We start from the raw sequence: 13,753 nt of genomic DNA, 5'->3' as shown, positions 1-13,753 counted from the left end.
TTGAATTCAAAATTCATGCTGAATTCTGACGACTGAGGCCTTTATTCTGTTTTGATAAATTAATTACAGCAGTTTTCATCTATTTGAACCACATCTGTCGTAGGGGCACAGCAATGCTCATGCGTGTCAACTTAAGGTGAAAACCAACCTAGAACAAGTTTTTCTCGTTAAGAGTCTCCGACTGGGAATGCCTAATTGAAGGCTCCGCCTCAAGACTTGCGGCAGAGCCGCAATTGAAGAGCATTTCCAGCAAGAGGCTGGAAACGAGGTTTGAAAAGGGTTTTGGCTTAAGTTGACACCAATGAGCAATGCTGTGCCCCTACTGCGTGGCCTATTTACCTGAAAATAGCTGTAAGGTGAAAAAAGTAATATTTCCCACATCTTTAACTTATGGTGAAATCAGTGTAAATCCTTTCGCTGTTCCGATAATTTTACTACCAGTTAAATTGATTTGCTGTAAAGCCACATTGTCTAACAGCAAATAAGATTTATTAGATAACATTTGTTGTAAAACTGGCACAGTTGCGGCAGTTACCTTGCAATCGCTGTAAAAGTCTAAACTAGGACGCCCATAAGCAAAAGAAGTATAAATTTGGGTTCCTGGTGAAACATTTGCCCGAATTAAGTCTGCTACTGGTTTAACTGGGAAAGCTTCTTTTAATTCCCAAATCCATGATTGCGAACTCATTAACAGTGCTAAAACTAAGTACATCCCAGAAAATAACACTGGAATAAAGTTGCGATCGCGTTGTTTAATTAGCCATGCTGCGGTGGCCATACTTATTGCCAAAACAATGCTCATGACTATTAAAATAGGCTCTTTATTGGCAATAATAAAGTAGACACAACCTCCTAAACCAGCAATAGCAATAATAGCCATAAATATTGTCCAACTTCGCACCCTAAAATGACCGTATTGCCAAATTTCGCTAAGTTTAACACCAATTGCCAAAGCTAAAAATGGATATACAGGCATAACATACCACGGGAGTTTAGTTCTCATTAAAGAGATAGTTATTAAGTAAACAATTGTGCCAATAATAATTAGGCGACCCCAGGTAGTATGACGTTTTTTCCAAGCTAGAAAAAAACCTCCTGGTAAAAATAATAGCCAAGGAAAACTATACTTAATTAACTCAATTAAATAGTACCAGGGAGGTCCACTATGACCTTCAACAGATTGTGTAAGGCGCTCAAAGGTTTGTGCTTGAAAATTCACTTGGAAGAAATTACTACCATAATGTTGCCATTGAGCAGCAAACCAAGCGATCGCAGGTGCATTTCCGAAAAACATTCCCACTAATAAATAGGGGCTTGTTAACAAAACAAACTGCCGATCTGCAATCAGGAATAAACAAGCGATCGCTCCTAGCGGCAAAACTATCATCCCTTTAGTTAGAGTGATTAACCCTAGACAAAATCCCACACCTACAGCATACCGACGATTCTGACGTGCTTTTAGCAAACAAAACAACAACAGCAAGAAAAAGGTAATAGTTGTACCATCTAGCATTGCTAGCCGTCCGTGACGCACCACAGGCAACATCGTCAGGTAAACTAAAGCGGCAAACAAAGCTGGTAAACTTTGGTTAAAAAGCAAACATCCCACCAAGTAAAGCAAAGGCACTCCCAAAGCAGTTAATACTGCACCTGGTAAACGTGTTGTCCACTCATTCACGCCTCCGATCGAGTAACTCCAAGCTATTAGCAAGTGCATCAAGGGTGGCTTATTATGATAAGGTTCACCTCCCAAGGTGGGATAAAGCCAATGCATTGAACCAAGTGGAGTACGCCAAATTTCACGGGCAACCTGTGCCACAGTACCTTCATCCCAATCTCGCAAAGGGGAGTTTCCCAAAAATATCAGCCATAGAACTAGAGATATTACTAGTAGGCTAAATAACCATTGTTTTTCTCGGAATAGACGTATATCTAAAATCGGGATAATCATCTAAAACCTCCAGGAGATCCCCAGCAAAGCTATACTCAGCTTTACAGTATTTATGCGATAAACTTAGGACCGATTATGGTAATGAATAATATTGCTAATTATGTCTCTAAAATACTCACAATAGATACTTTTTTGATGGTAAGCTAAAAAACATCTAATTTGCATAACCAAATTAAACATAACTCTTATGGGGTGGGCATCTTGCCCTCCCAGTTCATGCAATTTAAATGTGGAACAGCTTATGAGAAAAAAACTGAATCAGCTTGGTTATCTTAGTTGGATAATTGGCGTGAGTGCTTTAATTTTGTTTGGGTGCAGCAGCTTACGATATGAGCTGTTTCAATCAAACGCTTTTGACTTAGCAATTTTTGACCAAGTGGTTTATTTAATTAGTCAAGGGCAACCGCCTATTAGTTCTTTCATCGGTTTTCATATTCTCGGCGATCATGCTACTTGGATATTCTATCCCTTGGCTTTATTCTATAAAATATATCCCAGTGTTTACTGGTTATTTGCTGTGCAGGCAGCTGCCTTGGCATTAGGTGCTTTACCGACTTGGCATCTAGCCCGTCAAGCTGGACTGAAGGAAAACCAAGCAATAGTGATCGCATTTGTGTATCTCTTGTATCCGTTGGTCTTTAACGCCAATTTATTTGATTTTCACCCAGAAGTCATAGCTGTACCACTACTCTTGGCTGCGGTTTTAGCAGCACGGTTAGGTCATGTAGGGTGGTTTTGTTTAAGTATTTTCCTGGTTTTGGGATGTAAGGAGGTATTGTCCCTCACCGTTGCAGGAATGGGAGTTTGGTTACTTTTGTTTGAAAAGCGGCGTTTATATGGTGCGATCGCTCTTGGTGCTGGTGTCGCCTGGTTTCTGATTGCTACTCAGGTAATTATTCCTTATTTCAACAGTGCAGAAGCAACAGCATTGGCACGTTACAGCTATTTAGGTAATTCAGTTCTAGAGATTGCAAAAAATATAGTATTTAAGCCAGGACTGCTTGTGGGAAGGGTTTTTTCACTGGATAACCTAGAATATTTAGTTTTATTGCTAGCACCTGTGATTTGGGGGCTTTCTCCACAAGGAATAAAACCTTTGGTAGGAGCTATTCCTTGTTTGGCGCTCAACATTCTAGCTGATTACCCACCTCAAAAAAACTTGTTATATCAGTACTCTATTCCAGCGATGCCATTCCTGTTGTTGGCTGTCATTTCCAGCCTCGCCGCAGGTAAGGGATGGCTACAAAATAAACGAGCGATTATCCTGTGGTCATTGGTGGCGTTTTTAAGTCTGGCAAAATTTACCGATTTTGCAGGTCAATACTTAGAATCTATAGATACTTGGCAAGCTACAAAACAAGCGATCGCTCAGATTCAAACTAAAGGAAGTGTTTACACTACAGCCCACATTTGTCCGCATCTAAGCAACCGAAAATTGATTACCTTTACAAATCGCGATTCCCCACCTGCTGATTTAAATACTTTTAATTATGTATTACTCAATGTCCGTCATCCTGGCCGGTCAAATAGTCAGGAGTTTGCTGCTAGCTTGGTCAATAAACTGAAAAAGAATCAAGAATTTAAGTTGAAATATCAGCGCGATCAGGTGTATTTGTTTGTCAAAGTGGCCTGATTATCTCTTTTAAAATAATTTTTTTGCACATTTTTTAACTTTTTCTCGTTCCAGTTCAGCCAGAAGACAAGATGCGATGTCTACGATGGGCTACGCCTACGCATTTTGTTTTTCTTCTAGCAACTTCTCAAGTTCGGCGATAACGCAGTTCAAAAGACGATACGTAAATATGGTTTTCCAGTACACTAACGCATTTGTCACCATAGCATCGGTTAATTACGAGAAGTTAGTGAATTTCTATACTAAATTGCTGGAGCAAAAGCCAGTTATTTTAATTCCAAATGTCTATGCTGAGTTTAATTTGGTTAGTATGCGATTAGGTATTTTTAAACCAAAGAACACAAACGAATCTGAATTTGAAGCGACATCTAACGACAAGCCCCTTTGTGTCTACAGCAAAAGTAAGATAAGTTTGTGTTTAGAGGTGAGTAACTTAGAAGATGCGATCGCTCACCTAACCGCTTTGGGCTATCCCCCGCCAGGAAACATTTCCATTGCTGACCACGGCAAAGAAATTTATGCCTATGACCCTGATGGCAACCGCCTGATTTTACATCAAGCCATAGTGAATGATAATTGATAAGTGATAATAATTTATTTGGTAATTGACTATGGCCATAACTCAAAATTATAGATTAAACCTGATTCAATGGTATCCAGGTCACATTGCGAAGGCTGAAAGGAAGCTCAAAGAACAGCTGAAGCGCGTAGATGTGGTGTTTGAGGTACGAGACGCCCGGATTCCCTTAGCGACTCACCATCCCCAAATCGGGGAGTGGGTAGAGGGTAAGACACGGGTGTTGATACTTAACCGAGTAGATATGATTACGCCGCAAATGCGATCGCTGTGGATAGATTGGTTTAAACGTCAGGGAGAAGTCCCTTATTTTACCAACGCTCAACATGGTAAAGGTATAGCAGAAGTGGCGCGGGCAGCGCAAGCCGCCGGGGTAGAACTCAATCAAAGAAGAAGCGATCGCGGGATGTTACCCCGTCCAGTCCGGGCTGTGGTGATTGGTTTTCCCAATGTCGGTAAATCAGCTTTGATTAACCGCCTGTTGGGACGTCGAGTAGTGGAAAGTGCAGCCCGTCCTGGGGTAACTCGCCAACTACGCTGGGTGCGAATTTCCGAACATTTGGAATTGCTAGATGCTCCTGGTGTCATCCCTGTAAGATTGGAAGACCAAGACGCTGCATTGAAATTAGCGATTTGTGATGATATCGGCGAAGCATCTTACGATAATCAGCTAGTAGCAGCAGCCCTAGTGGATTTACTCAACTATTTAGAAGCTGTAGCCGCAGATTTGTTACCGAAAAAACCATTACAGTCCCGCTACCAACTCGATTCGATATCAGACACCGGAGATATCTATTTACACGCCTTAGCGGAGCATCGTTACAAAGGTGATATAGAGCGAGCTGCAAGGCAACTTTTAACAGATTTTCGCAAGGGGTTGTTGGGTGAACTTAGTTTGGAATTGCCGCCCAATTAAGTTAGGGTGACACAATGCAAGGATTTTAGACTTCGACTTCGCTCCGAGACGCTGTTCGCGTTCGCTCAGTCGAACGATTTTAGATTGAAAAGAGCAATCCCAGGTAGACAATTTATGACTCAAGCCATACCCAAACTAGTAACCTTTGAAGATTTTGCAGCGTGGCGACCCGAAGGTGGAAGATATGAATTACATGAAGGCGTGATTGTTGAAATGGCACAACCAACGGGAGAGCATGAAGACGTTGTTGGTTTTATAGCAAGAAAACTAACAGTAAAATTTGACCGATTAAATTTACCTTATACAATCCCCAAAACTGCGCTCATTAAACCAACTAAGTCGGAATCTGGTTATTCTCCAGATGTACTATTACTCAATCGCCCTAATTTAGTGAATGAGCCACTATGGAAAAAAGAATCAACTGTAAGCCTTGCAGAGTCAATCCCCTTAGTAGTGGAAGTAGTTAGTACCAACTGGGATGATGATTACTACACAAAACAGGGTAAGTATGAGGGTATTGGAATTCCTGAATATTGGGTTGTAGATTATCTTGGTCTAGGCGCTAAAAAGTTCACTGGCAACCCCAAACAGCCGACTATATCTATTTATCAATTAATCGATGGTGAATACGAAGTTACTCAATTTAGAGGCAGCGATCGCATCCTCTCACCTACTTTCATCGAATTGAATTTAACCGCCGAACAGATTTTTCAAGCTGGTGGATACCCCGGATAGTGGCAACCTCGCAAGCAGGAGAATCATTTTGAAAAATTCCAGAAAATTCTGTCCATTCTAAATGTCTTCAGGCATCTTGTAATACTGTTAATGTGAACCATGATTCAAAAGCATCTAAACTTATTAGAAAATCAGTATGGTCAGGATTCTCTGATAATGAAGAATCACAACTCAATGAATTGACAAAGGATTTTAGCGTCTCCCCTTGGGAGAAAAACGCACTGCTTCACCAAAATCCAAAATTTAAAATCTAAAATTCCGTTACAGAATGTAATATTTGTCACGTACAGTTGTCGGAATGCAGTTAAGAGTGTCATAAAGACAAGGTGAAGGTTAACCTGTAGGGTATAACTTAACTTAGAGTTGCCTGCACCTATAGCTTCGATGGATTTATCACACTCATGACTGAACTGACACTACGCCTACAAGAGGGAGATACCGAGAGAACGATCGCAATTGACCAAAATGTATTTACAATTGGTCGTTTGCCGGAATGTAACTTGTACTTACCTTTTACTGGAGTATCCCGCAACCATGCTCGCCTAGTAAAAACGGCTGACGGTGTGTGGACTATTGAGGATATGGGCAGCAAAAACGGCACCCAAGTTAATAAATATCTTGTTAACGGTGCCCAAGAGTTACATCACGGTGATGTACTTTGGCTGGGCAATGTTAGCTTGGTAGTGCTGCTCACAAGCCCTGTTCCCCAATCGACACCTGAGTATCTTGGAACTTCGGACATTAATGAGCAAAGAACAATCCTTCATAATGTCGAACAATTACAACAGCAATGGATCGCAGCTGATAGCAAAAATGGCGACATCAATAATAATAAGGACAAAACCATTGCTCGTCTCAAAGATTTAGTAGACATAGCCAAAAATCTTTGTGCGGCGGCGTCTATAGAAGAGATTTTTTCTCAGGTGCAGCAAGTCGTTTTTCGTTACCTTGATAGTATCGAACGCTTGGCATTATTAATTGATGTCAATGGTTCCGGCCAGTTAGAGTTAGTGAATGCTGCCACTAGAAACGTTTCTCAACAGAAACATCTCCCCTCTGATGGTAGTTGGATTAGTCATAGTATCTGTCAAAAGGTATTTGACGAGAAAGTTGTGATTCAAACTGCTGATACTCATCAAGATGAACGGTTTGCTAGTGAACAGAGTATTTTAGTCAAAGGCATTCGTAGCGCGATGGCGGTGCCTTTATGGGATGAAAATAAAGTTGTAGGCGTACTGTATGCCGATGCCAATCTTTCTTCTTACCATTGGGCAAATGAAGGCGAAGAAGAACTCAGCTTTTTTTCAGCTTTAGCAAACCTTGTGGCTTCTAGTGTGCAGCGTTGGCTACTGGTAGAGAAACTCAAAACTGAAGAGATGATTCGTCACCGACTAGAACGTTATCATTCTCCAGCAGTCGTACAGCAGTTAATATCTGTAGGCGGATTACCGGGTGGTCGTTTAGCTCCCGCCGAGAGCGAAATCAGTATTTTGTTTGCGGATTTGGTTGGCTTTACGGCAATTTCTGAACGGTTAACACCAACTGCGATCGCTCAACTATTAAATAATTTATTTGAAGAAATGCTAAAAGAAGTGTTTGGTTACGGCGGCACTTTAGATAAGTATATTGGCGATTGTATTATGGCATTTTTTGGCGCTCCAGAACCGCAACCAGATCACGCCGATCGCGCTGTTAGTGCTGCCAAGGGAATGCTTTATCGTCTCGAACATCTTAATGCCAATGATTTTTGGCAAGAACCCCTACAATTGCGTATTGCAATTAATAGCGGTAAGGCTGTTGTGGGAGATGTCGGTAGTTCCCAAAGGGTAGATTATACGGCATTAGGCGCGACGATTAATCTTGCAGCTCGCATGGAAGCAGTTTGTCCTCCTGGTGAATGCGTGATTAGTGAAGTCACCCATCAAATGCTTTCACACCCCTCCGACTTTGAGGAAATGGGAGATTATCGTTTCAAAGGTATTGAGCGATTAGTTAAGGTTCATAAGACACAATTGCACCAAATGCCAACAATTATTAGTCCATTCAATTAGTATTTAGTCATTGGGCAATCTAAAATTAGCTGACTATGCCAGCGCGAAAAATTTGCTCTGTGGTCAAATCCAACTGTGGAAAAGTTGGCGACTGGATACGGTCATCTCCTCGAAATTTACTAACGCGATACTCACCTTCTTCTAAACAGCAAACTAAAATAGTAGGTTGTTTGGGCTTGCCAATAAATTCCCTACCGCCCAATGCAGCATAATCAATAATCCAGTATTCAGGAATTCCCATTTGTTCATAATCAGCGTATTTTTTCAGATAATCATCACGCCAGTTTGTACTTACCACTTCAATTACTAAAGGAATTGATGCTGCTTGAGTAACAGTTGATTCTTTTTTCCACCGAGGTTCATTAACTAAATTAGGCTGATTTAGTATCAGGACATCTGGGGAATAAGCAGATTCGTTCTCAACTGGTTTGACGAATACTGTTTTGGGGATGAAATAACGAAGATTTAAGCGACTATATTCTAAAGTGATTTTTGTGGCTAAAAATCCAATCACCTCTTCATGGTCGCCTGTTGGTTGGGGCATTTCTACTACTACTCCATCATATAGTTCGTAACGTTTAAGAGTATTATCTGGATATTTAGCAACGAATTCATCAAATGTAACTAGTTTGCGTAAAACTTGAGTCATGGCTTAATTCCTCTATGGCTTGCATGGATCTGAATGCCCCACTGATTGAATTCAATTCATCACTATTAATACTTATCGATTGGTATCTTTTGTTTCAACAATAATTGCGAAATTGTAATATTCAGCAGCTAATTATTGGCTAAAAGACTAGAATTTGGGTGGTAGCTTCCTCAATTTATATGTATAACATTAGGAAGCCTACTTCAAGCTATTTTTTAACGGGAGGTCAGGTAATGGCGATCGCCAGCATTAATCCCGCCACTGGGGAAACTTTTAAAACCTTTGAGGCGCTCAATGATGCAGAAATTACCGCTAAACTCGATTTGGCTAATCAGACTTTTGAACAGTACCGTCAGACTAGTTTTTTGACGCGATCGCACTGGCTACAAAAGGCTGCTGATATTTTAGAGCAAGATAAAGCAGAATTTGCTAAGTTGATGACTCTAGAAATGGGTAAGCCTTTGAAAGCTGCGATCGCTGAAGTCGAAAAATGCGCCGTCGTTTGTCGCTATTATGCCGAACACGCCCCTAGTTTCCTAGCTGATGTTCCTGTAAAAACCGATGCTAGCCATAGTTTTGTTCGCTACCAACCAATGGGTGCAATTCTGGCGGTGATGCCGTGGAATTTCCCCTTCTGGCAAGTGTTCCGCTTTGCCGCACCAGCACTAATGGCGGGAAATGTCGGCTTACTCAAACACGCTTCCAACGTGCCGCAGTGCGCCTTGGCAATTGAAGAGATTATCCGACGCGCCGGTTTTCCTGAAGGTGCTTTTCAAACTCTATTAATCGGCGCTGCTAAAGTTGCCGATTTAATGGCTGATGACCGCGTAAAAGCTGCCACATTGACCGGAAGTGAACCCGCAGGCGCATCCCTCGCCGCCGCCGCCGGTAAACAAATTAAAAAAACCGTTTTGGAATTGGGAGGAAGTGATCCATTTATTGTGTTAGCAAGTGCTGATTTAGAGACAGCAGTTGTCACAGCTACTACAGCGCGGATGTTGAATAACGGGCAATCATGTATTGCAGCCAAACGTTTTATTATCGCAGATGCGATCGCAGACAAATTTGAAAAATTGCTTTTAGAAAAATTCCAGGCGCTGAAAGTAGGCGATCCCATGCAACCAGATACCGATTTAGGCCCACTGGCAACTCCTGGTATTCTCCAGGATTTAGATCAACAAGTGCAAAACGCCATCAGCAGTGGTGGTAAAGTCCTCACCGGTGGACATCCTTTATCAGATCGTCCAGGGAACTTTTATCCGCCAACGATTATCATAGATATCCCACCTGACACACCAATTGCCAAAGAAGAATTTTTTGGCCCGGTAGCCTTGTTATTCCGGGTTCCAGATATCGATGCTGCCATTAAACTCGCTAATCACTCACCCTTTGGCTTAGGTGCAAGTGCTTGGACAACCAACGACCAAGAATGCGATCGCTTGGTTGAGGAAATCGAAGCAGGTGCCGTGTTTATCAACGGTATGGTCAAATCAGATCCCAGTTTGCCCTTTGGTGGCATCAAGCGTTCTGGATATGGCAGAGAATTGAGTATCCAAGGTATACATGAGTTTGTCAACGTTAAAACCGTGTGGGTTAAATGATTATGGGTAGGGCATGGGTCATGGGGCATGGGGAATAGGGAATAGGGAATAGGGGATAGAGGATAGGTAATGGAGAAGAAACTTAATTACCAATGCCCAATGCCCAATGCCCAATGCCCATTCCCCAATATTTATTCGTTGCTAGTTAGGAAATAAAATGAATACAGCAGAATTATTGGTGCAGTGCCTAGAAAATGAAGGAGTGCAATATATTTTTGGACTCCCTGGCGAAGAAAACCTGCACGTTTTGGAAGCGCTAAAACATTCTTCGATTAAATTTATTACAACTCGTCATGAACAGGGCGCAGCATTCATGGCCGATGTCTACGGACGCCTAACAGGAAAAGCCGGAGTGTGTCTTTCTACTCTTGGGCCTGGGGCAACCAACTTGATGACTGGGGTAGCAGATGCTAACCTGGATGGTGCGCCCTTAGTGGCGATTACCGGTCAAGTGGGAACAGATAGAATGCATATTGAATCCCATCAATATTTAGATTTGGTGGCAATGTTTGCACCTGTTACCAAGTGGAATAAACAGATTGTGCGACCGAGTATTACACCAGAAGTAGTGCGGAAAGCATTTAAGCGATCGCAATCGGAAAAACCTGGTGCAGTTCACATCGATTTGCCAGAAAATATTGCTGCCATGCCCGTCGAAGGCAAACCTTTGCGTAAGGATAATAGCGAAAAAACCTATGCATCTTTTGCTAGCATTCGGGCAGCCGCCGCCGCAATTTGCCAAGCAGTTAACCCATTAATCTTAGTCGGAAATGGGGCAATTCGCGCTCATGCAAGTGATGCAGTCACGCAATTTGCCACCTTGCTGAATATACCTGTTGCCAATACCTTTATGGGTAAAGGTGTGATTCCCTACACACATCAATTAGCATTGTGGTCAGTGGGATTACAGCAAAGAGATTTTATTACCTGTGGGTTTGATAACACAGATTTAGTAATTGCGATCGGCTATGATTTGATTGAGTTTTCCCCGAAAAAATGGAATCGTGATGGTGAAATCCCCATTGTGCATATTGGGGTAAGTCCGGCGGAGATTGATAGTAGTTATATTCCCAATGCCGAAGTCGTGGGAGATATTTCAGATTCCCTTTATGAAATTTTAAAATTAGCAGACAGACAAGGTAAACCTGATCCCTTTGCCATCAGCTTAAGGGCAGAGATTCGCGCTGATTACGAACAGTATGCCCATGATGACGGATTTCCTATTAAGCCGCAAAAGTTAATTTATGACTTACGGCAAGTGATGGGGCCAGATGATATCGTCATCTCTGATGTTGGCGCACATAAAATGTGGATGGCGCGTCATTATCATTGCCATAGCCCCAATACTTGCATTATTTCTAACGGCTTCGCAGCTATGGGTATTGCCATTCCTGGCGCTTTAGCAGCAAAACTCGTTCATCCCAACCGCAAAGTCGTTGCTGTAACAGGCGATGGCGGCTTTATGATGAATTCTCAGGAATTAGAAACAGCCTTGCGTGTCGGTACACCCTTTGTCACCATAATTTTCAATGATGGTGGCTATGGGTTAATTGAGTGGAAGCAAGAAAATCAATTTGGCAAAGGAAACTCATCTTTTGTGCATTTTAGCAATCCTGATTTTGTCAAATTCGCCGAAAGCATGGGTTTAAAAGGCTACCGAGTTGAATCGGCTTTAGATTTGATTCCTACACTCAAAGAAGCCCTCGCTCAAGATGTACCCGCCGTGATAGATTGTCCTGTAGATTATCGAGAGAATCACCGCTTTAGCCAAAAAGCCGGCGAGTTAACTTGTGCGGTGTAAAAATTAGAGACGCGATTAATCGTACAAGAGTTAGGAGTTAGGAGTTATTTATTCCTAACTCCTGATTAATTTCTAGTCGTTTAGTGTTTTGGTAGGGTGCGTTACAATACGATTCGGTTAAAAAAATTGTAGGTTGGGTTAAGCAAAGCGCAACCCAACAAAGCCCAGGAAATGTTGGGTTTCGTTCCTCGTTCATTCACGAAGCTCAGAGGTTCATCGACGAAGCTCAAAGGTTCATTCACAATGAGTTAGAAGTTATTGATTCTAACTCATTACTTATTTTTAGTCTTAATTAATTGTCTTCTGGTCTAAATTTATGCTTTCCTGCCTTTGGGCAATATTTTCTACTGCTTTGCATTGCCTTTTGTCAATATCTGACTTAATAATGAGTCCGTTAGTATTGAGCACTATTTCAACTTGGTATTGACCATTCACCATATTAATAGCGGCGTAAGTTACTGTACCAAACATCATCACCCCGCAAAGTGATAAACTAATTTGCAAAACTCCCAGTACTCGTTTCATTTTCAAAGCCCTAATCTCTTATATTCTTAATTAAAATTTGGTGCAGTGTGAGAACTGAGTTGAGAAATAGCCACCGATTAGACGAGTTGTTAGTTGATTATCGGTTAACTTCAGGATGACTATAATTTCTAGAGTGCAAGACGTTATCGCTAAACAGTTTTGCTATTTAGCGAGTATAAAAACCTGATATACTCACAGCAGTTTCTCGATGAGGAATGATGGCGCGATCGCTTCGGGTAGCCCCAGAGTATATTGATAAAGTTAGGTCAGCACTTCAGGTTAATGGCTATCCCAGCCAGCAGTCCTTAGCTACTGATATAGGATTTTCTCTTTCCACAGTCAAAAGCTTTCTCACTGGTAAACCTGTTGACTATCTGAATTTTGTAGAACTTTGCAAAAAACTAAGATTAGACTGGCAAGACATTGCATACAAAGAACCAGAAATTCAAACGCCTAAACCTCAGCCAACTAACGGGGAAGCATCACCCTTCATCACTGGCGCACCCATCACCCAACCCCGTTACTTTTTTGGACGCGAAAAAGAATTAAAACGCCTCTTCAACTTACTCAAATGTCATCCCTTACAAAACGCCGCCATTATCGGCAAAAAGCGCAGTGGTAAAACATCTCTACTGCACTACCTAAAAAATATCACCACTACCCCAGCAGAACAGCTGCGTCTTGGTCAAAAATCTGACTGGCTACCGCATCCAGAAAATTACCGTTGGATTTTTGTAGACTTACAAGATGCGCGAATGCAAAGCCGAGAAGGACTGCTAAAGTACATCCTAGAATCACTGAAGATGCAAGTGCCGACACCTTGCGATTTAGATCATTTCATGGATATAGTCAGCGATAATTTGCATTTTCCCACAGTCATCTTATTGGATGAGATTGGCGTTGGATTGCAACGCTGTCCAGAATTAGACGATGCCTTTTGGGAAAGTTTGCGTTCCTTAGCGACTAACCACACAGGCGGAAATCTAGCGTTTGTCTTGGCTACCCCCGAATCACCGATTGAAATGGCGCACAACACAGGACACAGTTCACCCTTTTTCAATATTTTCGGCTACATCGCATATCTGGGAGCATTGACTGAGACAGAAGCGCGAGAATTGATAGCAAGTTCGCCCATTGCTTTCACTGACGAAGATATAGAGTGGATTTTGACACAAAGTTGCTGCTGGCCACTGTTGTTACAAATTCTATGTAGAGAAAGATTATTTAACTTAGAAGAAGGGGAGAATGATGATAATTGGCGTGAGGAAGGTTTACGACAAATGAAACCGTTTACTCATTTATTAAATTCATAAC

11 protein-coding genes are annotated in these 13,753 nt (G+C 41.8%); 8 read left to right on the top strand and 3 right to left on the bottom strand.

What is annotated here, in order from left to right; genetic code table 11:
* Positions 1-388 precede the first annotated feature (388 nt).
* Positions 389-1,951 (bottom strand): ArnT family glycosyltransferase, encoded by a 1,563-nt coding sequence (locus V7L05_RS32595; protein WP_335170418.1) that lies wholly within the window; start codon positions 1,949-1,951, stop codon positions 389-391.
* 241 nt (positions 1,952-2,192) lie between these two features.
* Here V7L05_RS32595 and V7L05_RS32590 point away from each other — a divergent pair, with 241 nt between their 5' ends.
* The 5 genes from V7L05_RS32590 (at position 2,193) to V7L05_RS32570 (ending at position 7,863) form a co-directional block, all read left to right on the top strand.
* Positions 2,193-3,584 carry a DUF2079 domain-containing protein gene (locus V7L05_RS32590; RefSeq protein WP_335170417.1) on the top strand — a complete coding sequence of 464 codons (1,392 nt, stop codon included), beginning with the start codon at positions 2,193-2,195 and terminating at the stop codon, positions 3,582-3,584.
* Positions 3,585-3,753: 169 nt separating this feature from the next.
* On the top strand, positions 3,754-4,164 hold the full coding sequence (locus V7L05_RS32585) for a VOC family protein (RefSeq protein ID WP_335170416.1): 411 nt from the start codon (positions 3,754-3,756) through the stop codon (positions 4,162-4,164).
* A gap of 31 nt (positions 4,165-4,195) precedes the next feature.
* On the top strand, positions 4,196-5,077 hold the full coding sequence (gene ylqF / locus V7L05_RS32580; protein ID WP_292801582.1) for a ribosome biogenesis GTPase YlqF: 882 nt from the start codon (positions 4,196-4,198) through the stop codon (positions 5,075-5,077).
* A 114-nt stretch (positions 5,078-5,191) separates the two neighbouring features.
* Positions 5,192-5,812, top strand: a complete 621-nt coding sequence (locus V7L05_RS32575) for a Uma2 family endonuclease (RefSeq protein WP_335170415.1) — start codon at positions 5,192-5,194, stop codon at positions 5,810-5,812.
* A gap of 401 nt (positions 5,813-6,213) precedes the next feature.
* A complete protein-coding gene (locus V7L05_RS32570) occupies positions 6,214-7,863 on the top strand; it encodes an adenylate/guanylate cyclase domain-containing protein (protein WP_335170414.1) in 1,650 nt (549 codons plus the stop codon).
* Between the two features lie 25 nt (positions 7,864-7,888).
* Here the strand turns inward: V7L05_RS32570 and V7L05_RS32565 are convergent, their stop codons facing one another.
* Complete coding sequence (locus tag V7L05_RS32565) at positions 7,889-8,512, bottom strand: Uma2 family endonuclease (protein WP_335170413.1); 624 nt, start codon at positions 8,510-8,512, stop codon at positions 7,889-7,891.
* Between the two features lie 233 nt (positions 8,513-8,745).
* On the opposite strand from V7L05_RS32565, the gene V7L05_RS32560 reads away from it, so the two are divergent.
* Positions 8,746-10,113 carry an NAD-dependent succinate-semialdehyde dehydrogenase gene (locus tag V7L05_RS32560; RefSeq protein ID WP_335170448.1) on the top strand — a complete coding sequence of 456 codons (1,368 nt, stop codon included), beginning with the start codon at positions 8,746-8,748 and terminating at the stop codon, positions 10,111-10,113.
* 157 nt (positions 10,114-10,270) lie between these two features.
* Positions 10,271-11,914: an acetolactate synthase large subunit gene (locus tag V7L05_RS32555; protein WP_335170412.1), complete on the top strand. Its 1,644-nt coding sequence runs from the start codon at positions 10,271-10,273 to the stop codon at positions 11,912-11,914.
* Between the two features lie 288 nt (positions 11,915-12,202).
* Here V7L05_RS32555 and V7L05_RS32550 read toward each other — a convergent pair whose 3' ends face one another.
* Complete coding sequence (locus V7L05_RS32550; RefSeq protein WP_335170411.1) at positions 12,203-12,439, bottom strand: hypothetical protein; 237 nt, start codon at positions 12,437-12,439, stop codon at positions 12,203-12,205.
* A 215-nt stretch (positions 12,440-12,654) separates the two neighbouring features.
* On the opposite strand from V7L05_RS32550, the gene V7L05_RS32545 reads away from it, so the two are divergent.
* Entirely contained in the window at positions 12,655-13,752 is a 1,098-nt protein-coding gene (locus tag V7L05_RS32545) for an ATP-binding protein (RefSeq protein WP_335170410.1), read from the top strand.
* Position 13,753: the final 1 nt, after the last annotated feature.

The sequence above is a fragment of the Nostoc sp. genome, assembly GCF_036917755.1.
In the GTDB taxonomy this organism is placed as follows: domain Bacteria; phylum Cyanobacteriota; class Cyanobacteriia; order Cyanobacteriales; family Nostocaceae; genus Nostoc.
Note: the sequence above shows the minus strand (reverse complement) of the source record. Positions and strands in the feature narration are given on the sequence as shown.